The following is a 20,605-nucleotide window of genomic DNA, read 5'->3' as shown; positions in this document are numbered from 1 at the left end:
AGTGCGGCCCGCTGACGCACGGCTCCAGCACGTCACACGCGCACGCGAGGAAGACGGCCATGGCCGATCCCAAGGGTTTCATGACCACCCCCCGCCAGGACTGGCCGCGCCGGCCCGTCGAGGAGCGGGTGGGGGACTGGGACGAGGTGTACGTCCCCGGGGCGTTGCTGCCCATCGTCAGCAAACAGGCCGACCGCTGTATGGACTGCGGCATACCGTTCTGCCACGACGCCTGTCCGCTGGGCAATCTGATCCCCGAGTGGAACGACCTGGTGTCACGGGAGGACTGGCGGGCGGCCGCCGACCGGCTGCACGCGACGAACAATTTCCCCGAGTTCACGGGGCGGTTGTGTCCGGCGCCGTGCGAGGCGGGGTGTGTGCTGGCGATCAATCAGCCGGCCGTCACCATCAAGAACGTCGAGTGTGCCATCGCCGACCGGGCCTGGGAGGAGGGTTTCGCGCAGCCGCGGCCGCCGGACCGGCTCTCCGGGCGGACGGTCGCGGTGATCGGGTCGGGGCCCACCGGGCTCGCCGCGGCGCAGCAGCTGACCCGGGCCGGCCACACGGTCGCCGTGTTCGAGAAGGACGACCGGGTCGGCGGGCTGATGCGGTACGGCATCCCCGAGTTCAAGATGGAGAAGCGCCATCTGGAGCGCCGGATCGAGCAGATGCGGGCCGAGGGGACGAGGTTCCGTACGTCGACGGCGGTCGGGCGGGACATCGGGGCGGCCGAGCTGCGCTCGCGCTACGACGCGGTCGTGATCGCGACCGGGGCCACGGCCTGGCGTGAACTGCCCGTTCCGGGGCGGGAGTTGGCCGGTATTCAGCAGGCGATGGAGTACCTTCCGCTGGCCAACCGGGTGTGCGAGGGGGATCTGGAGGCCTCCCCCATGTCCGCCGCCGGGAAGCATGTCGTCATCGTCGGCGGCGGGGACACGGGGGCCGACTGTCTGGGCACGGCCGTGCGCGAGGGCGCTGCGTCCGTCACCCAGCTGGACATCTACGCCCAGCCGGGCGCCGAGCGGGACGAGGACGTCGAACCCTGGCCGACGTACCCGAAGATCTACCGTCTGTCGGCGGCGCACGAGGAGGCGCGCGATCTGGAGACGGCGCCCGCGGCGGACGCGGACGCGCGGCTCTTCGCGGCGTCCACGCTGCGCTTCACGGGCGACGCCGACGGGCATGTGCGGTCGCTGCACCTGACCGAGGTGGACGCGGGGCGCCGCCCGCTGCCGGGCACCGGGAGGGAGCTGCCGGCCGACCTCGTGCTGCTCGCCCTCGGCTTCTCCGGGCCGGACCGGGAGGACGGCCTGATCGACCAGCTGGGGATAGGGATGGAGCCGCGCGGCACGATCACCCGGGACGCGGGGTTCGCGACGAACGCGCCCGGCGTCTTCGCCGCCGGGGATGCCGCCCGAGGGCAGTCGCTCATCGTGTGGGCCATCGCCGAGGGGCGGGCGGTTGCGGCGGCCGTCGACCACTATCTGACGGGGAGTTCGCGGTTGCCGGCGCCGATCTCGCCGTACGACCGGCCCATGACCGTCTGACGGGCCGGCGGGACAGCACCGTCCGGGAGGGCCGGCACTGCCTGGGAGGAGCCGGTGCGCCTGGGCGCCTCGCCTAGCGCCGCTCGTCCGTCCCCGCGATCTTCCCCGTCGCCAACGCCACCCTGTTCCAGGTGTTGATCGTGAGGATCAGGGCCAGTACGTGGGCCAGCTCCTGGTCGTCGAAGTGGGCTGCGGCCCGGGCGTAGACCTCGTCGGGGACGCCGCCGTCGGCCACCAGGGTCACCGCCTCCGTCAGGGCCAGGGCCGCCTGCTCCTTCTCCGTGAAGAAGTGGCGGGCCTCGCGCCAGACGGCGACCAGGTGCAGCCGGTCCTCGCTCTCGCCGGCCTTGCGGGCGTCGTTGGTGTGCATGTGGAGGCAGTAGGCGCAGTGGTTGAGGTGCGAGGCGCGGATCTGGATCAGTTCGACGAGCGCCGGGTCCAGGCCGTCCCGGGCGGCGGCGTCGAAGCCGACGATGGCGCGGAAGACCTTCGGGGCGGACTTCGCGAAGTCCAGGCGGGTGCGGGCGGCCTCGGCCTGGTTGATGGATTCGGCGAGGGACTCGGCGGTGGTGGACTCGGCGAGGGACTGGGAGCGCTGGGTGTCGATCGTGTTCGTCGTCGTCATGTGGATCAACCTACGGGTCGAAAAGACCGGCTGTAGGGTGCATTTCCATGGCGAAATCATGGGTCAATTCCGAGGCCGGGCCGGGGGGCGACTCGTCGGGCGACTCGTGGGGCGACTCGTGGGGCGACTCGTGGGGCGACTCGGCGGGCGACTCGTCGGGCGACTCATGGGTCGACTCGTCGGCACGGATCGGCGCCGATCTGCATCTGGATCTGTCCGATCCGTCTGGGTCCTCGGGGCCGGGCGGGCGACGGGCCGCGTTGACCCGCGCGCTGCGTGACGCCGTGCGCGAGGGCCGGCTCGCGCCCGGCACCCGGCTGCCGCCGTACCGCTCGCTCGCCGCCGACCTCGGGATCGCCCGCAACACCGTGGCCGACGCGTACGCGGAACTGGTCGCCGAGGGGTGGCTCACCGCGCGGCAGGGCTCGGGGACGAGGGTGGCCGAGCGGGCCGAGCCCCTGCGGCGGGCCGAGCGGGTGCCGCGCAAGGCACCGCCACGCGCGCGTGGGCCTCGGCACGACCTTCGGCAGGGCACGCCCGACGCCTCGGCGTTTCCGCGCGCCGCCTGGCTGACCTCCTACCGGCGGGCCCTGCAGCAGGCGCCGAACGAGGCCTTCGGGCCCGGTGATCCCGCCGGGCGCGTGGAGTTGCGGGAGGCGCTCACCGAGTACCTGGCACGCGCGCGTGGCGTGCGCACCGAGCCCGGCCGGATCGTGATCTGCTCCGGGTTCGCGCACGCCCTGCGGCTGCTGTTCGGGCAGGACGGGAGCGGGGGCGGCGGTGTGCTGCGCGGCCCGCTGGCCGTGGAGGCGTACGGGCTGGGCTTCCATCGGGAGCTCCTCGCCGGCGCGGGCGTACGGACCGTGCCGCTCCCCCTCGACGAGGACGGCGCCCGCGTTGACCTGCTGGGACGCCAGCGGGCCGTACTACTCACGCCCGCGCACCAGTTCCCGACCGGCGGCCCGTTGCACGCCGAGCGCCGCGCCGCCGTGATCGACTGGGCACGCGCGCGGGGAGGCGTGGTGCTGGAGGACGACTACGACGGGGAGTTCCGCTACGACCGCAAGCCCGTAGGTGCCGTCCAGGGCCTCGATCCGGAGCGGGTGATCTTCATCGGCTCGGTCAGCAAGAGCCTGTCGCCGGCCGTGCGTCTCGGGTGGATGGTGCTGCCGGAGCGGTACGTCGACGGCGTGCTGGCGGCCAAGGGCGAGCGTGAGGCATGGGCGAGCGTCCTCGATCAGCTGAGCCTCGCCGACTTCATCGTCTCCGGGGCGTACGACCGTCATGTACGGCGGATGCGGCAGCGCTATCGCCGTCGCCGCGACCGCCTCGTGGCCGCCCTCGCCACGCACGCGCCGCGCGTCGAGGTCACCGGTGTCGCCGCCGGACTCCACGCGGTGCTGCGGCTGCCGCCCGGCACCGAGCGGTCTACGGTCAAGGCGGCCGTCTGGCAGGGCATCGCCCTGGACGGCCTCGCCGAGTTCCGGCACCCGGACGCCACGGAACCGGACATGCCGGTCCGCGACGGCATCGTCGTGGGCTATGCGACGCCCTCGGAGCATGCGTACGGAGCGGCACTGGAGGCACTGTGCGCGGTGCTGCCGCCACCGGGTGAGTGACGGGGTGCGCGGCACTGGAGGCACTGTGCGCGGTGCTGCCGCCGCCGGGTGAGTGACGGGGTGCGATGCCGGAGGTCACGACCGTGGGCGGGCGCGCCGCCGCCGACCTGCGTCTTCTTGGCACCGTCCGGCCCCGCCACCGCTGGCTCGCGCTGCTCGACTCGGCGTCCGGCGTCCGGCGTCCGGCACCCGGCACCCGGCACCCGGAGCGCGCGGGCTCGGCTCGGCCTGGCGCGCGTCGGGCTGTTGCGGTGGTCGGAGCTGGTCGTCTTGCCGGGCGGCGGTACCGTGCCCCGCGACCTCCACGCGCGCGTGCCGCGGGCCCGATCCGCCCCCCCCTCCCCCCCTCGCGCCCACCGCCGGCCGCGTTCCGGCTCGCGGACGGTCAGGTCGTGGTCGCCGAGCGCGGGGCCGGCCGGGGCGAAGGCCTGCGGGGCGTGTCCGCCGGGCCGCGTCGCGGGGACGGTGAGGGACGGCACGGGCCCCCGCCCGACAGACGCCGTGCTGGTCGTACGCACCCTGGACCCGCGCTCGCCCCCGCTGCTGCCCGGCCTCACCGGTCGCCCCGGCCTGGTCGCCCAGACCGGCAGCCGGTCATCCCATCTGGCGTTCCTGGCAAGGGAGTTCGGGCTACCGGCGGTCGTCGGCGCCACGGACGACGCCGCGCGTCACTTCCCGCCCCGTTCCCGGCTCACCGCCCCCGTCCCCGGCTCACCGCCCCCTTCCCGGCTCACCGCCTGGTGGCCGCTCCGCGGCGCATGAGGGCGTACCTGTAAGCACGGCCGGCAGTACGCCTAGGGCTTGCGCCCCACCGCCCCGTACCCGGGGATGACCCCGTCGTTCTGCCCGGGCACCGGCTCCCCCAGCTCGGGGTGCCAGTGGTGCGGCACCTCGACGCCGGGCTCGACGAGTTCGAGGCCGTCGAAGAAGCGGGCGAACTCCTCGCGGGAGCGCAGGGCCAGCGTGACGCCGGCCGCCTTCAGCTTCTCGGTCGCCGCCTTCGACTCCTCGGGGGTGAAGTCGGCGGTCGCGTGGGACACCACCAGGTAGCTGCCCGAGGGGAGTTCGGACAGCAGTCGGCGGACCAGTTCGTGCGCGCCGTCCTCGTCGGAGACGAAGTGCAGCAGCGCGACGAGGGAGAGGGCCACCGGACGGCTGAAGTCCAGGATCTTCCGGGCGCCCTCGACGATGGCGTCCGGATCGCGCACATCGGCCTGCAGATACTCGGTGACGCCCTCCGCCGTGCCGCGCAGCAGGGCGGCCGCGTGGGCCAGCACGATGGGGTCGTTGTCGCAGTAGACGACGCGTGCGTCGGGGGCGACCCCCTGGGCGATCTGATGAAGGTTCGGCTCGGTCGGGATTCCGGTGCCGATGTCCAGGAACTGGCGTACGCCGTTCTTGGCGAGCCAGCGGGTGGCACGGTGCATGAACGCCCGGTTGACCCGCGCCATCACCGGGACGCGCGGGTCGAGGGCGAGCATCTGCTGCCCCATGGCCTCGTCGACGGGGTAGTTGTCCTTGCCGCCGAGATACCAGTCGTACATCCGCGCGGGATGCGGCTTGCTGGTGTCGATCGCAGTCATGAGGCACTCCGTAAGACGCAATGGATTATCAACTAAGCACCAGATCAAGGTAGTTACGGTTCAGGGCAGGCAAGTGACTCAAACGGCTCAGGAGAGAAGGAAGTCCGCCTCCCCCGCCTTGGCGCCCTCGATGAACGCCGTCATCTCGGCCGAGGTGTAGATCAGCGCCGGCCCGTCCGGGTCGGTCGACTGACGGACGGCGATCCGGCCGTCGGCGAGCTTCATCGCCTCCAGGCAGTTGCCTCCGTTGCCGCCGCTCCACGGCTTGTGCCAGCCTTCGCTGCCCAAGTCCCGCGCGGGCATGCCGTTGTAGACCTGTATGCGCGGCTTGATGCGATCCATTCACAGCTCCTTGCGGAGATCCCGGAGGATCCCCTTCGTGCGATGCGCCGTAGCGGCCTGCGCCGCCATGCGGTCCATGACCTCCAGGTGGGTCGCCACCTCGGTGCGCGCGTCGAGGTAGACGGCGCCGGTCAGGTACTCGCTGTAGACCATGTCCGGCAGTTCTGACATGGCGAATCGGAACAGCACGAAGGGCCCGTACGTGCCGGGGTGCGGCCCGTTCGCGAACGGGGCCACCTGCAACGTCACGTTGGGCAGCTTCGTGGCCTCGAGCAGACGGTCGATCTGGGCACGCATCACCTCCGGGCCGCCCACCTGGCGGCGCAGTACGGTCTCGTCCATCACGACCCACAGTCGGGGCGCGTCCTCCCGGGTGAGCAGCTGCTGGCGTTGCATGCGCAGGGCGACATGGCCCTCGATGTCGTCGGGGCTGGTCTGGCCGATGGCGCCCGATCTCAGCACTCCGCGCGCGTAGTCCTCGGTCTGGAGCAGACCGGGCACGAAGTGGGGCTCGTACGACCGGATGAGGCTGGCGGCGCCCTCCAGGCTGACGTACATCGAGAACCAGCCGGGCAGGATGTCGTGGAACCGCTGCCACCAGCCGGGTCTGTTGGCCTCCTCGGCCAGCTGCACGAAGGCCTCGGCCTCGTCGTCGGAGATGCCGTAGGCCTTCAGGAGCAGCTGGAGGTACGGGATCTTCAGCCCCACCTCGGCCATTTCCATACGGCGGACCGTGGCGGGGGCGACGCGCAGGACGCGGGCGGCCTCCTCGCGCTTGAGCCCGGCGCGTTCACGCAGGTCGAGCAGGCGACGGCCGAGAACGACCTGGCCGACCGTAGGCGCGGACCGCGGCTCGCTCACGCTCCACCTCCACGAAACGAAATCCCATCGACTGAAATCTGACAGGCCGACCGGATCCTGGCCGGTCGGCTGATCCGGCCGACCGGATCCTGGCCGGTCGGCTGATCCGGCCGACCGGATCCTGGCCGGTCGGCTGATCCGGCCGGTCGGATCCTGGCCGGTCGGCTGATCCGGCCGGTCGGCTGCATCCTGACAGGCCGACGGCGCCATTCGAAGACCTATTCGAGGACCTCGGCAGAACCGGACGATCCTCGGTGATCCCAACTGGCGCCGTTCGACATGCTGTTGCCAGCAGTGTGCCACGGCCTTCCAGAGAGTCACACAGCACTCTGCATTTTTCAGAGTGACACTTGCCAAGTGTTCACGGCGGGGCGATAGTGGCAAGCGTGATTCCGTCCCCGCCCTTAGGAACAGACGCCGCCGCGGCCCCCCACGGCCTCGGTGCCGCCCCGGCGGTCGGGCCCCAGCGGGGCACCGCCGCCGAGCGCCGGTTCCGCTTCGAACTGGCCGCGCATCCGGGTTCGCCCGCGCAGGCCAGACGCCTGACCAGGGCGCGGCTGAACGGCTGGGCGGTGTGCGAGGACACCTGCGACACGGCAGCCCTTGTCGTGTCCGAGCTGGTCACCAACGCGATCGTGCACACGGCGAGCGAGCACATCGTGTGCGAGCTGCACGACGGTGCCGACCTGGTGCGAATAGCCGTACGCGACGAAGGGTGCGCGCCGGGTGAACCGCACCCGCTGGCCGCGCGCCCCGAGGACGAGCACGGCAGGGGGCTACTGCTCATCGACGCCCTCTGTCATGCGTGGGGGGCCCATGAGCAGGGGGCCGGTCTCGTGGTCTGGGCCGATCTGGCGCGCGCTGCCGGGTTTCCCGACCCTTCCGACGCCGGGACAGGGCCGTACAACGATCTCGGGTGGGGGTCCCGGCCCAAGCCGGGGCCGTCCGGGGGGTCCGGCGACGAGGACGAGGCGCAGGCGCGGTACGGCAGGGGAACGGGGTCCACATGGCTGTAAGGGGCGTGTCCGGCGGCGGTCAGGTGCTGAGCCTGGACACGCTGGTCCGTCTTCGCCGTGCTCTGCCCGCCGCCTCGGCCGCGCCTCGGCGACTGCCCGTGCCGGACGGGATGACGGCGCCGCTGGGGTGTGACGCGGTGGCGGTGCCGGCGCGGTTCGGGCCGCTGATCATGCCTCGGTTGCCTCGGGTGGGGTGTGTGTACGCCGATGAGGCGCACTGGTGGTGGATCGTGCCGTCGGATTCCGATTACGCGTTGGAGTGGCCGGGGGCTGTGCGGTACTCGACGGGGGCGGTGGTGCTGGACACGCCTCGGTTGATTCATCGGCCGGAGGGGTCGGTGCCTTACACGCCGCCGATTCCGCTGTATCTGGCGTTGTGCCGGGTGATGGGGATTACGCCGTCCTGGTCTCGGCAGATCTCGGCGTAGGGCTTCTACGGTCGTTTCTCGCCCCCGCCGCCCCTACCCGTCCCATCCCTTGAAGGGGCTCCGCCCCTTCGACCCCGCCAGGGGGCTCCGCCCCCTGGACCCCCGTCGGCCCTCCGGGCCTCGTCCTCAAACGCCGGACAGGCTGAGAGTGCACGCCCGCGCGCGCCTGCCAGGTCCGCTCGCGCCCTCCCCTGCTCATCCCCGGCCCGCCATAGTGGCCCTCCGTCGGTCGGGGGAGGGTGTGTGGTGGGGAAGAAGCGTGGTGCTGGTGAGGCTGGGGTTTCGGAGTCGGAGCGGCTGTTGTTCGGGGGGCCGCTGCGGTACGACATGGGGTGGAACCAACATCGGGACGCCTTTCTGGAGCTGAACTTCCGGGCGATGGTGACGCGGCTGCCGTCGTTGTTGGCGTCGAGCTTCCGGCTCGCGTGGCAGGCCGACCGGCGGGCGGCGCGGACGGTGCTGGTGGCCGAGGTGGGGCGGGGTCTGGGGCAGGCGGTGGGGCTGCTGGCCGTGAACAGCGTGCTGGGGCGGCTGATCGGGGGCGGGTCGCTGGAGGAGCGGTTACGGGGTGCCGTTCCCGCGCTGGTCGCGATGGCGGCGGTGATGGTGGTCTCGACGTTGCTGCGGGCCGCGTCCACGTATGCCACGGGGCGGCTGGAGCCCAAGGTGGAGCGGGTGGCGACCGAGCTGTATCTGGAGCGGGCGGCGGCGGTGGAGCTGGCCGCGATCGAGGACCACGCCTTTCACAAGCTGCTGGACACCGCGCAGTACGGGGCCGGGTCCGCCCGGCGCATGATCTCGTACAGCACGCGGGTCGTGAACGCGGCCATCTCGCTGATCGCCGCGGCGGGTGTGCTCACCGTGCTGCATCCCGCCCTGCTGCCCCTCCTCGCGACCATGACGCTGCCCAGCGCCTGGAGCGCCCTGACCAACGCCCGGCGCCGTTACGAGTCCTTCCACACCTGGGTGCAGCACTCCCGCGCCGGCCATCTGATCAGCGGGTTGCTGACCGAGCCGGCCGCCGCACCCGAGATCCGCGTGCACGGCGTCGGGCCCTTCCTGCTGCGGCACTACCGGGCGATGTCGGAGACGGCGGAGGCGGAGCAGGCGCGGCTGGCCCGGCTCGCGGCGCGTACGGGGCTGATCGCGGCGGCGTGGACGGGGCTCGCGACCGTCGCGACGTACGCGACGCTGGGCGGGCTGCTGCTGGCCGGCGCGATGGCGCTCTCCGTGGCGGGTACGGCCGTCATCGCGATCCGCACCGGCTCCTCCAGCCTCGACAGCCTCGTCCTGGAGGTCAACGCGCTCCATGAGGAGGCCCTGTTCGTGGGTGATCTCCAGCGGCTGTACGTCGAGGCGGCCGAGCGGGCGATTCCGGTGGGCGGGGTCGCGCTGCCCGAGGATCCGACGGAGATCCGCTTCGAGAAGGTCAGCTTCAGTTACCCCGGGGAGTCCGCCCGCCCCGCCCTGAACGACGTCACGCTCACCCTCCCGCTCGGCCGGATCGTCGCGCTGGTCGGCGAGAACGGCTCCGGGAAGACGACCCTGGTGAAGCTGCTGGCGGGGCTGTACACCCCGGACCGGGGCCGCATCCTCTGGGACGACGTCGACGCGGCGACCGCCGACCGGCACGAGCTCGCCGAGCGCATCGCGATGGTGGCGCAGGACTTCAAGCGCTGGCCGTTCACCGCCCGGGTCAATGTCGCCGTGGGCCGCTCCTCCGCGCCGCTCACCGAGGAGCGGCTGGCCGCCTCGCTGGGCGAGGCCGGGGCCGAGGACGTGGTGGCCGATCTGCCGCGCGGGCTGGACACCCTGCTGGCGCGCAACTTCAGCGGGGGGCACGAGCTGTCCGGCGGGCAGTGGCAGCGGCTGGGTATCGCCCGGGCGGCGTACCGGCGTGGCCGCATCCTGATCGTGGACGAGCCGACGGCGGCTCTGGACGCGCGAGCCGAGCTGGAGGTCTTCGAGAAGATCCGCGCCCTGGCCTCCACCGGGCAGACGGTCGTCCTCATCACGCACCGGCTGGCGTCCGTCCGCCACGCCGATCTGGTGCACGTCCTCGACCAGGGCCGGCTAGTGGAGTCCGGCACGCCCGACGAGCTGCTGGCCACGGGCGGTGTCTACGCGGAGCTGTACTCGCTCCAGGCGGAGCAGTTCACCTCGCGGGTGCCCGCGCCGAAGGCGGGCTGACCCGCACCGGCGGGTCAGGCGGCGGCGTCGAGCGGGACGTCACCGCGGACGATCACCAGGAAGGCGTCCGTCGCGAGGTCCATGACGACCTCGGCGGGCAGGCCTTCCATCCGCCGCGCGTGTGCGAACTCCTCCGCCGGCCACGAACCCCGCGGCCCGCCCGCGGGAAAGCGTTCGAGCACTGTTCGCCCGTTCACCATCCTGCACCTCCGATCAGCGTCGTACTTGTAGGAGTTAACGCCTGCCGGAGGTGAATCGCCTCGCCCGGTGACGGGACTGAGACGTAGTTGACACTCGTTCACCGCGATGTGTGAGCGCGCGCTCACCCTCGATGATCAACCGCTACGCCCCGTGTCAGTCCTCGTACTCGTCGTGATACCGGATGCGCTCACTGCCCGCAGGTGCCCCAAGGGCCGACGCACGCCCCTTGGGCTCCTCCCACTCCTCCTGCCGGCCCAGCGCGGTGAGGTCCAGGAAGCCGGTGGTCGAGCCCAGCCCGTCCAGACCGCGCTCATAGGTCGAGTAGGTGTGGAAGACCCGGTCCCGGTCCCGCAGGAAGCAACTGACACCGGGCCGTTCCACCAGCTCGCCCTCGTGCTCCAGGGTCACCTCGAAGTCGTGGTTGAAGTCGCTGCCGTAGGACGAGTACCAAGGCACCGTCCAGCCCATGCGCGCCTTGAACGGCAGGATCTTCGTGTACGGCGCCCTGGACACGGCCGCGAGGGTCGTGCCGCGCGCCTTGAGGTGGGCCAGGTGCCCGATCTGATCGAGGAATCCCGAGCAGCTGCGGCACCCGGCGTCCCATTCGGGGGCGAACATGAAGTGGTAGACGACGAGTTGGTCCCGCCCGTCGAAGAGGTCGAGCAGGTCGGCCTTGCCGTCGCCGCCCTCGAAGACGTACTCCTCCTCCACCTCGACCATCGGCAGTCTGCGCCGCTCGGCATTGAGCGCGTCACGCGCACGCGTGGCCGCCTTCTCCCTGACCAGCAGTTCCTCACGTGCCGCGCGCCACCGCGCACGCGACACGACCTCCGGAAGCGACATGGACGCCCCTCCTCGCAACGGTCCGTTCCGGGTGGTGACCGCTGGGAGGGGCGTAACTCATCGCGGGGCGCGGATTTTTTCGGAGGACGTTTCAAACGAGGACGCTTCATACGAGGACGTTTCAAACGAGGACGTTTCAGGTGTCGTATTCCTGGATCCGCCCGCCGTGGCTGCGGTCCAGGAGGGCCGGCAGCCGCTCCCCCAGTTCCCTCACCACCGCGGGCACATCGATCGTCAGCAGCTCCCGGTCGCGCATCAGGATCCGGCCGTCGACGATCGTCGTGCGGACGTCGGAGGAGCGGGCGCTGTGGACCAGGGTGGCGGCGAGGTCGTGGACCGGCTGGGTGTGGGGGCCGGTGAGGTCGACCAGGATGATGTCGGCGCGGCGGCCGGGGGCGAGGGTGCCGAGGGTGTCGCCGAGGCCGAGGGCGCGGGCGCTCTGGAGGGTGGCGTGGTGCAGGGCCTGACGGGAGGTCAGCCAGCGGGGGTCGCCGGTGGTCGACTTCTGGAGGAGGGCGGTGAGGGCCATCGACTCCCAGACGTCGAGGGAGTTGTTGGAGGCGGCGCCGTCCGTGGCGAGGCCGACGGGGATGCCGATGTCGTGCAGGGCGCGGACGGGTGTGGTGGTGGGCCAGGCGAACTTGAGGTAGCCGCGGGGCGCGGTGGCGACGGCCGTGCGGCCGGAGGCGTCCCGCAGAATCGGCAGGTCGCGGTCGAGGATGCCGGTGCCGTGCGCGATGAGGACGTCGACGTCGAGGATCCCGGTGCGCCGGAGCACCTCGACGGGGGTGACGCCGTGGCGGGCGAGGCTGGTCTCGGCCTGGTCGCGGTTCTCGGCGGCGTGCAGGTGCACGGGGAGGCCGTGCTCGCGGGCGAGTTCGGCGGTGGCGGCCAGGTCGGCGTCGTCGACGGTGTAGGGGGCGTGCGGGGCGAGGGTGGTGGTGATCCGGCCGTCGGCGGAGTCGCGGTGCCGCAGCGCGAACTCCAGTGACTTCTCCCGCCCTTGGGGGCCCTGGGAGGAGAAGTACGCCTCCCCCAGATGGGCCCGGATGCCGCACTCCTCGACGACGGCGGCCACGGTGTGCATCGAGAAGTAGTGGTCGGCGAAGCAGGTGACGCCGCCCCGGATCATCTCGGCGCAGGCGAGCCGCGCCCCCAACTCCACGTCCTTCTCGGTGAGGTTGGACTCGATGGGCCAGACGACGTCGTTGAACCACTCCTCGGTGGGCAGGTCCTCGGCGACCCCGCGCAGGGCCACCATCGGGGCGTGGGTGTGGCAGTTGACGAGGCCGGGGAGGGCGACCTGACCCGACGCGTCGAGGCGTTCGGCGGCGGGCCGGTCGCGTACGGCGTCCGCCGTGGTCACGGCCTCGACGACACCGCCGCGTACGACGATCGCGGCGTCCTCCTCGAACCCGATCCGCTCTCGGTCGTCGTGCAGGAGGACGGTGCAGCCGGTGACGATGAGGTCGGCAGGAGCTTCCGCGGGAGAAGGCGTCATCACGTCAACGTACGACGCGGTCGTCGGACCGCGTGAGGTGAACCGCGCATCCCGGCACGGCGCTGTCGCGCGGGCCTGCCGCCCGGGCACGTCGGCCTCAGCCCGCGACCGGCACCTCGCAAGCCCCGGGCCCACCTGGCCCGACCCGTTCCCGCTGCTCCGCGAGTTCCGCCAGCAACTCGGTGAGCTGAGCGCCGTCCCGCGGCGTCAGCCGACCCGAGTCGTCGAGGTGTACGGCGCACGCGGTGCTCGCGTCGACGAGCCGCTCCAGCGTGGCGACGACGTCGTCGGCACCCTCCGAGTGCCGGGCGAGCGCGGGCAGTTCCGCTGCGGCGAGGGCGATGGCGGTACGCGCCTCGGCGAGCGCCCGGTAGGCCTCGCGACGGAGCGTCCAGCGGAGGGCACGGGATGCTGTCCGGGTGTCCCGACTCGCACTCGACTCGCGCACATCCTGTACGCGGCCACCGTGAGCACCCTGATCTCCGTCCGCCTCGTCCGCCTCGTCCGCCTCATTCGCCTCATCCGCCTCGTCCGCCTCATTCGCCTCATCCGCCTCATCCGCCTCGCGCAGAACATGGGCGAGGTAGGCGTGCGCGGCCCGGTGCGCCTCGGTGAGGCGTGCGCGGACGCCTCCGCCTCGTTGGCCCGGCATCGGAAGGTGCCCCACGACCAGCACGATCGCGCAGGCCAGAAGGGTCTCGCCGATGCGGCTCGCGGAGGCCTGTGGCTCGCCGCCGACCATGACCAGGGCGAGTACGAGCACGGTCACGACGGCCGTCTGGGCGGCGAAGTGGCGGGTGGCGACGGGGATAAGGGCGCCGCTCAGGGCGACCAGCGCGACGAGGCCCTCGGGGCGGGGCAGTACGGCCGCGAACCCGGCGAAGAGAAGGGCTCCCAGCACGGTGCCGGCGGCCCGGCAGAGCACCCGGGACACGAGCGGGCCGAGGTCGGGCTTGACGAGGAAGACGGCGGTGGCGGGGAGCCAGTACCAGTGTTCGTGCTGGCCGTACCACTGGGCGTGGTGCAGGGCCTGGGCGATGGCGGCGCTGGCCCCGAAGCCGAGCGCGACCCGCAGGCCGTACTCCCGTCCGCCGGCCCCGAGGACGGCCCGGACCCGGTCCCTGGCCGTACGACGACGCCGGGTGTGCAGGTCGCTGTGCCCGCGGCCCCGGTCGAACGCCTCGGCGGCGTGCAGCAGGGCGTCGTCGAGGGCACGCAGGGCGGGCGCGGAACGGGAGGGCGCGGGGAGGGGGCCGGTGGGCGTGTTGCCGCGTACGGCCGCGGCGAGCCTGCGCGGCCCTTCGGAGGCACGCTCGGCTACGCCCTCCCCGGCCCAGGCGAGCGCGGTGGCGGCCTCGGCGAGGGGCAGGGCGGCGGCGTACTGCGCGTGCAGCCGTCGTTCGGTGGACGAGGAGGCGTAGCGCCGCAGCCGGGGTCCCGTGAGGGCGTCCTGTGCGTGGTCGAGGGCGGCCGTGAGCGCGACACGGCGGGCGACGGCGTCCCGGGTGCCGACGGCGTCGAGGAGGTCCGCGACGGCGTCGTACACATCGGCGACGGCGTCCCGCTCCCCGTCGAAACGGAAGTCCCCGACGAGGGAGCCAGGGGTGGGCAGGGCCAGCCGGAGCCCGAGCAGCCAGGCGGCACCGGCGAGATAGACGAGCGCCCGCTGCCACCCGCTCTCCGGCAACGGCATCCCGGCTCCGATGGCGGAGGCGACGAGGAGTTGCGTACCGGCGGCGGAGGCGACGGACCCGAGGGCGCTGATGCCGCCGGCGAGGAGGCCGAGGCCGGTGAGGAGCAGGGTGAGCGGGACGGCGCCGAGGTGGTCACCGGCGTATGTGCCGACGAGCAGCCCGGCGGCCCCGGCCAGCGCGGGCATCCCGAGCCGCTTGACGGAGGCGCGGCGGCTGCCGGGGCGGTCGTTGACGCCGGCGAGCATGGCGGCGATGGCGGCCACCACGCCGAGGGAGGTGCGGTCGGCGAGGACCGCGGCGAGGAGGAGGGGACCGGCGGCCAGGGCCCCTCGGAGGACCGCGTTCCAGGGCACGGGTCCGCGCTGGGCGCGCAGCGCGTGGGCGAGCCAGGGCGGGAGGGCGAGGGCCGGGAGTGCGGGGCGGGACACGGGGCTCCTGTCGGGGCGAGGGCGGGGGTGTGCCTTCGGGCGACGGTGGCCGGGCGGCGGGCTGTGCCGCCCACCGTAGATCGCAGTCCTGGAGGAGATGGGACGGTCGTATTTCGGGGATGTGACGATGCCTGGAAAGGCCGCGTTCTTTATGAACGCAACTGCGCCGGGCCGGCCCTACAGGCCGAGGGCCATGGCGAGGCGGGTGAGTTCGGCGGTGGTGTTGACGTCGAACTTGGCCCGGATGCGGCGCAGGTAAGTGTCGACGGTGTGCTGGGACAGGCCCATGTGGCGAGCTGTCTGGCAGTAGGTGCGGCCTGCGGCGATGTGGCGCAGGGTCTCCAGTTCGCGCGGGGTGAGCGAAGGGGTCGTGGTGGGGGTCGCGGTGGAGGTCGTGGTGGGGATCGCGGTGGGGGTGGGATGCATGGGGGTGTTCTCCCGGCTGGTCGGCGCGGTTGGTTCACCGGCTGGTCGGCGCGGTCGTTTCTGCTCACACCCTTGGAAGCAGAGGGCAATGGCCGGCAGTGACTGAATGCCCGAAGGCCCGAATGCCCGAAGGCCTGAATGCCTGAATGCCTGAATGCCTGAATGCTGCGTTTTGCCCCTTGTAAAGAGAATGTTTGGGCGAGGTCATCACCACGTCCGCCCGCTGTCACAGGCGTGTCACAGGCGCGGTCGCGTGCCGGGACCGCCTCCGGTTGTGGTTGGTGTGCGCCGGGATCATGCTGGTCAGGGGGCGGTGCCCGCACGTGAGCGGTGAACGGTGAGAGGAGCGGTGATGACGCGTCCTTCCTCCCGTTCCGGCGAGTGGGCACGGGCGAGCGTCGCGCCGCAGGAGCCGTGCACGGCCACGGTGGACGAGCGGGGCATCGTGACGGGGTGGAGCGAGGGGGCCGGGCGCCTCCTGGGCTACGGACCGGCCGAGGTGGTGGGGCGCCCTGCGGCCTGGCTGGTGGCCGATGACATCGAGGAACGGGTACGGCGGGTCGCGGCCGGGCGGCGGGGCTGGAGCGGCTCGGCGGTGCTGCGGCACCGGGACGGGCGCCAGCTGCCGCGGCGGCTGCTGGCGCACCGGAGGACGTCCCGTGGCGCGGCGGCCGAGTGGCTGGTGGTGGCGGGCGCGGCCGGGGGGCCGTCGTCGTCGCCGCCGGGTGAGGATCTGCCGAGGGACGGGATGCTCGGGGAGTGGGTGTTGCGCCAACTTCCGTGCAGCGTGGGCGTGTTCGACCGGGAGCTGCGGCTGGTGGCGGCGAACGCCGGCCTTGAGGGTGCGCTGTCGCTGAGCGCGGAGGAGATGCGTGGCTGGCGTCTGACGGAGCTCGCACCGCATCCGCTGAGCGACCGGGCCGAGGCAGCGATGCGGCTGGTGCTCGACGGGGGCGGCGTGCAGCATGTCGCGGATGTGATGGGTCCGGGGGGTGTGGGCGCGGAGGGCGGCTGGCCGGCGTCACTGGCTCCGCTGAAGGACCCGGAGGGTCAGGTCCGTGCGGTGTGCCTGGTGGCGTACCACACGGCGGGCGGCGATCCGGCCCGGCAGCGGATGCTGCTTCAGGCCCTGCCCCGCATCGGCACCACCGAGGACGCCGAGCGCACGGCGCAGGAGCTGGCCGGGGTGGTCGTACCCGCCGTCGCGGACTACGTCGCGGTCGAGGTGCTGGACGCCTTTCGGCGCAGCGGCGAGGCGGACCCCGTGCTGTCGGCCGAGTCGGCGGGGCGGGCCGTGCTGAGCCGGGTCGCGGTGCGGTCCGTCGTCGACGACGGCGGCGCCCGCGTCACACCGGGAGAGTCGGTGCGCTACCCGGCGGTCTCACCGGTGACCCGATGCCTGGTCGAGGGGCAGGCGGCCGTGTACGGGGTGGGCGAGGCGGCCATCGCGCGCTGGGCTGAGGAGGACCCGCAGGCCGCCTGGATCGGCCGGGCGCGGGTGCACTCGGTGATGGTGGTGCCGTTGCGCGCCCAGGGCGGCGGCATGCTCGGTGCGGTGCTGCTGGGCCGGCACCGGCGCCGGGAGCCGTTCGACGCGGACGACGTGTGGCTGGCCGAGCAGCTGGCGAGCGCCGCGGCCGAGGGCATCCGCCGGGCGAGGCAGCGCGGCCGGGAACGTACGACCACCATGACCCTCCAGCGCAGCCTGCTTCCGCAGACGCTGCCCGATCAGCACGCCCTGGACGTCGCCACCCGCTATCTGCCGGCCGGCGGCCGGGCCGGGGTGGGCGGCGACTGGTTCGACGTGATCCCGCTGTCGGGCGCCCGGGTGGCCCTGGTCGTGGGCGACGTGGTCGGTCACGGCGTCCGGGCCGCGGCGACCATGGGCAGGGTACGTACGGCGGTGCGCACCCTGGCCGACGTCGATCTGCCGCCCGACGAACTGCTGACCCACCTCGACGATCTCGTGGTGCACCTGTCCGCCGAGGAGGCCGGGCCGCAGGAGGCCGCGGAGGGCGCCGCGGGGATCGGCACCACCTGTCTGTACGCGGTCTACGACCCCATCTCCCGCCGCCTCGCGCTGGCCCGGGCCGGCCACCCCCCGCCCGCCGTGGTCGCGCCCGACGGCGCGGTGCGCTTCCTCGACGTACCGCCCGGCCCGCCCCTGGGCCTCGGCGGCCTGCCGTTCGAGACCGTCGAGACCGAACTGGCCGAGGGCAGCCTCATCGCGCTGTACACCGACGGTCTGCTCGAGGCACGTGACCACGACATCGACGAGGCCCTGGACAAGATGTTCGCCACCCTCGCGCGCCCCGCCCCGACGCCGGACACGGTCTGCGACCGGCTCCTCGCCGCCATGCTGACCCATCCGCCGGACGACGACATCGCCCTGCTCACCGCCCGCACCCGCTGCCTCGGCGCCGACCGGGTCGCCACCTGGGAGCTGGACTTCGAACCCACGGTGGTCGCCCGGGCCCGCCGGCTGGCCGCCGACCAGCTGGCCGCCTGGCAGTTGGAGGAGGCCGGGTTCGTCACCGAACTCGTCGTCAGCGAGCTGGTCACCAACGCCCTGCGCTACGGCCGCCAGCCCGTCCGGCTGCGCCTGATCCACGAGGGCCGCACCCTGATCAGCGAGGTCTTCGACTCCAGCAGTACGGCCCCGCACCTGCGCCGCGCCAGGGTGTTCGACGAGGGAGGACGGGGCCTGTTGCTGGTCGGTCAGCTCGCCCAGCGCTGGGGGACTCGGCACGAGGCCACCGGCAAGACGGTCTGGGCCGAACAGTTCCTCAACCCGGCCTGACCGGACGAAGATCCGGGGCGGGGACGCCGGGCAGGTCGGGCAGGTCGGGGCGACTCGGAGGCTCACGGGGAGGCGGGGGAGCTCGGGGGTGATGACGGGGGCCGGCGCCCGGCAGTCGGCCCACGGGGTGCCGCCTCTCGACGGGCCGGCGGGGTCCGGACTCCGCGTGGGGGTGCGTGGATACGGCACGGGCCGCGCCGGGGGTGATCGAGCGAGGGTGGGCTATCTGGGCGAGGCCGCGCTGCCAGAGCTGGGGGGACATGAGCGGTGGTTCCTTTCGGGAAAGCGTGACGGGGTGAAGGTCTCGGTGCCTTCACCCCGTCCGGAGTGTGTGTCGTGGTCCGCCGTCCGCCGTCCGGACTTACGCGGCCGGTGCGGGCTCGTCGACCTGGACTTCGGGCTCGGGCTGCGCGTCGGGCTGGGGCTGCGGCTCGGTGTCGGTGCCTTCCCCGTTCTCGGTGCCCTGCTCGGTCGTGCCGTCGTCGGTCTGGGTGCCGTCCTCGGTCTCGGTACCGGTCCCGGTCCCGTCCTCGGTGCCCTGGTCAGCCGTGCCGTCCCCGGCGTCGGTACCGTCCTCGGTCTCGGTACCGGTCCCGTCCCCGGTGCCCTGATCAGTCGTGCCGTCCCCGGCGTCGGTGCCGTCTTCGGTGCCGTCCTCGGTACCGTCCTCGGTCCCTTCCTCCGTCCCGGTCTCGGTCCCTCCCTCCGTCCCGGTCCCGTCCTCGGTCTCTTCCCCGTGCTCGCCGTTCTCGTCGTGCTCGTGCTTGTCCTTCGCCTCGTCCTCGTCCTTCCAGTGGTCCTTGTCCTCCCAGAAGTGCTTGTGGATCTCGACCTTCCATTCGTTGACGTGCTTCTCGAAGTAGTAGTAGTCCTTGTGGCTGTCCCAGAAGTAGCGCTTGACGTGCTTGATCACCACGAAGTAGCACTCGTACTTCTCCGACCAGTAGAACTTCTGGCCGCCCGCCCAGCAGTGGTACTTCTTCTCCCACTTGTCATGGTTCTTGTCCTTGCGCTCCTTGTCCTTGCGGTCCTTGTCCTGGTGCTCCTCCTCCTTGAAGCGCTCCTTGTGCTCACCACTCCAGCAGTAGTTCTTCTTGTCCTTGCGCTTGTCCTTGCGCTCGTCCTTGCGCTCGTCCTTGTCCTTGTCCCGGTCCTTGTCCTTGGCCTGGGGCGCCACGGCCGCCACCGACCCGGAGGACATCGGGGCCGCCGTCGCGGCGGTGGCCGGCAGGATGACGCCTCCGGTGACGACCGCGGCCGACACCGCCGCCATGGTCAGGCCCAGACGGCGATTGGAACGGACGTTGTCGCGAGTGCGGGTGGAAGAGTTCATGGTTCCTTCTGGAGTGAGTGGCCCTTGGCGGTGCCCCGGTGCCCCGGTGCCTCGTTCGATCCGGCGTTTCCGGTGAGGCGCACTTCCAGTAGGCCCGTTTCATCCCACTTGGTCACGTTCCGAGGGCTCGGGACTTGACGGGCTCGAAACGGTGAGGTAAAAGGCGCAGCCAGCCGGTCAGCGACCGGGCCGGCGATCGAAGACGGGCCGGGCCCACAGCGGCGGATGCGGCAGCGGCCCCGCGGCCCGGTCCACCTGGGTCGGCGGATGCGGAGCCTCCTGCGACTCCGGCTCCCGCTCGGCACCCCGCGCCGAGCCGCGCAGGGCCGCCACGAAGTCCAGGCAGGTCTCGTAACGATCCTCGGGCACCTTGGCCAGGGCCCGGGCCACGACCTCGTCCATCTCCGGCGGCGTCCCCGGCCGCCTCTCGCTCAGGGCAGGCGGCTGGTCGTACTGGTGGGCCCACAGCAGTTCCATGCTGTCGTCCCGCTCGAAGGGCGGGCCGCCGGCGAGGGTCTCGTAGACGACGCAGGCGAGGCTGTACAGATCGCACCTGCCGTCCACCGGACGGCCGGCGATCTGCTCCGGGGCCACATAGTCGAGCGTGCCGACGAACTCGCCCACGGACGTGAGCCCGGTCAGGGACAGCGATTTCTTCGTCAGCCCGAAGTCCGTGAGATAGACGTGCTCGGGGTGGTCACTGTCCGTCCCCCGGGCCACCAGCACATTGCCGGGTTTCACATCCCGGTGCACCAGATCGTGTTCATGGGCCGCGTCCAGGGCGGACGCCACCTGTGCGGCGATTCGCACCGCCGTCGCGACCGGCAAGGGGCCGTCCCGGTCGAGCAGGGCCCGTAGGTCCAGGCCCGGGACGTACCGCATGGCGATGTACAGGACGCCTTCCGTCTCGCCGGCCTCGAAGATCGGCACGATGTGCGGGTGGTCGAGCGCCGCGGCCGCCCGTTGCTCGTGCGCGAAACGGCGGCGGAAGGTGTCATTGCGGACCATGTCCGGGGTCAGCAGCTTCAGCGCCACCGTACGTTCCAGACGCAGATCCCTCGCGCGGTACACCACGGCCATGCCCCCACGGCCGAGCTCGCACTCCACCTGGTAGCCCGCGATCTGCTCCCCGACCAGTCCCGCACCCATCGCCGCGCATCACCCACCG

General features: G+C 72.4%; 18 protein-coding genes. 7 read left to right on the top strand and 11 right to left on the bottom strand.

What is annotated here, in order from left to right; genetic code table 11:
* The first annotated feature begins 59 nt into the window (after window positions 1-59).
* Window positions 60-1,547, top strand: coding sequence for a glutamate synthase subunit beta (locus tag AQJ67_RS14650; protein WP_062719144.1), 1,488 nt, complete (start codon window positions 60-62; stop codon window positions 1,545-1,547).
* 73 nt (window positions 1,548-1,620) lie between these two features.
* On the opposite strand, the gene AQJ67_RS14645 is transcribed toward AQJ67_RS14650, so the two are convergent.
* On the bottom strand, window positions 1,621-2,172 hold the full coding sequence (locus AQJ67_RS14645) for a carboxymuconolactone decarboxylase family protein (RefSeq protein WP_062719143.1): 552 nt from the start codon (window positions 2,170-2,172) through the stop codon (window positions 1,621-1,623).
* Window positions 2,173-2,219: 47 nt separating this feature from the next.
* Between AQJ67_RS14645 and pdxR the strand changes: the two genes are divergently transcribed.
* Together pdxR and AQJ67_RS47645 are read left to right on the top strand one after the other, a co-directional pair.
* Window positions 2,220-3,791 carry a MocR-like pyridoxine biosynthesis transcription factor PdxR gene (gene pdxR, locus AQJ67_RS14640; protein ID WP_244190458.1) on the top strand — a complete coding sequence of 524 codons (1,572 nt, stop codon included), beginning with the start codon at window positions 2,220-2,222 and terminating at the stop codon, window positions 3,789-3,791.
* 465 nt (window positions 3,792-4,256) lie between these two features.
* Complete coding sequence (locus AQJ67_RS47645; protein ID WP_159058767.1) at window positions 4,257-4,553, top strand: PEP-utilizing enzyme; 297 nt, start codon at window positions 4,257-4,259, stop codon at window positions 4,551-4,553.
* A gap of 32 nt (window positions 4,554-4,585) precedes the next feature.
* On the opposite strand, the gene AQJ67_RS14630 is transcribed toward AQJ67_RS47645, so the two are convergent.
* The 3 genes from AQJ67_RS14630 to AQJ67_RS14620 form a co-directional block, all read right to left on the bottom strand.
* Window positions 4,586-5,374, bottom strand: a complete 789-nt coding sequence (locus AQJ67_RS14630) for an SAM-dependent methyltransferase (protein ID WP_062719141.1) — start codon at window positions 5,372-5,374, stop codon at window positions 4,586-4,588.
* Between the two features lie 87 nt (window positions 5,375-5,461).
* Window positions 5,462-5,716 (bottom strand): DUF397 domain-containing protein, encoded by a 255-nt coding sequence (locus AQJ67_RS14625; protein WP_062719140.1) that lies wholly within the window; start codon window positions 5,714-5,716, stop codon window positions 5,462-5,464.
* Window positions 5,717-6,577 carry a helix-turn-helix domain-containing protein gene (locus AQJ67_RS14620; RefSeq protein ID WP_062719139.1) on the bottom strand — a complete coding sequence of 287 codons (861 nt, stop codon included), beginning with the start codon at window positions 6,575-6,577 and terminating at the stop codon, window positions 5,717-5,719.
* A 377-nt stretch (window positions 6,578-6,954) separates the two neighbouring features.
* Here AQJ67_RS14620 and AQJ67_RS14615 point away from each other — a divergent pair, with 377 nt between their 5' ends.
* The 3 genes from AQJ67_RS14615 to AQJ67_RS14605 all read left to right on the top strand — a co-directional run bounded on the left by AQJ67_RS14615 (window position 6,955) and on the right by AQJ67_RS14605 (window position 10,211).
* Window positions 6,955-7,593, top strand: a complete 639-nt coding sequence (locus AQJ67_RS14615) for an ATP-binding protein (RefSeq protein ID WP_062719138.1) — start codon at window positions 6,955-6,957, stop codon at window positions 7,591-7,593.
* Window positions 7,584-8,021, top strand: a complete 438-nt coding sequence (locus AQJ67_RS14610; RefSeq protein ID WP_062719137.1) for a hypothetical protein — start codon at window positions 7,584-7,586, stop codon at window positions 8,019-8,021. Before AQJ67_RS14615 ends, AQJ67_RS14610 begins: the two co-directional genes overlap by 10 nt.
* A 246-nt stretch (window positions 8,022-8,267) precedes the next feature.
* A complete protein-coding gene (locus tag AQJ67_RS14605) occupies window positions 8,268-10,211 on the top strand; it encodes an ABC transporter ATP-binding protein (protein ID WP_062719364.1) in 1,944 nt (647 codons plus the stop codon).
* Window positions 10,212-10,225: 14 nt separating this feature from the next.
* Here the strand turns inward: AQJ67_RS14605 and AQJ67_RS14600 are convergent, their stop codons facing one another.
* The 5 genes from AQJ67_RS14600 to AQJ67_RS14580 form a co-directional block, all read right to left on the bottom strand.
* Window positions 10,226-10,411 carry a hypothetical protein gene (locus tag AQJ67_RS14600; protein ID WP_062719136.1) on the bottom strand — a complete coding sequence of 62 codons (186 nt, stop codon included), beginning with the start codon at window positions 10,409-10,411 and terminating at the stop codon, window positions 10,226-10,228.
* 154 nt (window positions 10,412-10,565) lie between these two features.
* Entirely contained in the window at window positions 10,566-11,255 is a 690-nt protein-coding gene (locus AQJ67_RS14595) for a DUF899 domain-containing protein (protein WP_062719135.1), read from the bottom strand.
* A 136-nt stretch (window positions 11,256-11,391) separates the two neighbouring features.
* Window positions 11,392-12,756, bottom strand: a complete 1,365-nt coding sequence (locus tag AQJ67_RS14590) for an amidohydrolase (protein ID WP_062719134.1) — start codon at window positions 12,754-12,756, stop codon at window positions 11,392-11,394.
* A 97-nt stretch (window positions 12,757-12,853) separates the two neighbouring features.
* Window positions 12,854-14,878, bottom strand: a complete 2,025-nt coding sequence (locus AQJ67_RS14585) for an FUSC family protein (RefSeq protein ID WP_062719133.1) — start codon at window positions 14,876-14,878, stop codon at window positions 12,854-12,856.
* Window positions 14,879-15,055: 177 nt separating this feature from the next.
* Window positions 15,056-15,304, bottom strand: a complete 249-nt coding sequence (locus tag AQJ67_RS14580) for a response regulator transcription factor (RefSeq protein ID WP_062719132.1) — start codon at window positions 15,302-15,304, stop codon at window positions 15,056-15,058.
* Window positions 15,305-15,656: 352 nt separating this feature from the next.
* On the opposite strand from AQJ67_RS14580, the gene AQJ67_RS14575 reads away from it, so the two are divergent.
* Entirely contained in the window at window positions 15,657-18,104 is a 2,448-nt protein-coding gene (locus AQJ67_RS14575; protein ID WP_079055961.1) for a SpoIIE family protein phosphatase, read from the top strand.
* A gap of 361 nt (window positions 18,105-18,465) precedes the next feature.
* Here AQJ67_RS14575 and AQJ67_RS47640 read toward each other — a convergent pair whose 3' ends face one another.
* Window positions 18,466-19,437, bottom strand: a complete 972-nt coding sequence (locus AQJ67_RS47640; protein ID WP_062719131.1) for a hypothetical protein — start codon at window positions 19,435-19,437, stop codon at window positions 18,466-18,468.
* A gap of 177 nt (window positions 19,438-19,614) precedes the next feature.
* Window positions 19,615-20,586 (bottom strand): serine/threonine-protein kinase, encoded by a 972-nt coding sequence (locus AQJ67_RS14565; protein WP_062719130.1) that lies wholly within the window; start codon window positions 20,584-20,586, stop codon window positions 19,615-19,617.
* Window positions 20,587-20,605: the final 19 nt, after the last annotated feature.

The organism is Streptomyces caeruleatus (assembly GCF_001514235.1).
Taxonomy (GTDB): domain Bacteria; phylum Actinomycetota; class Actinomycetes; order Streptomycetales; family Streptomycetaceae; genus Streptomyces; species Streptomyces caeruleatus.
Note: the sequence above shows the minus strand (reverse complement) of the source record. Positions and strands in the feature narration are given on the sequence as shown.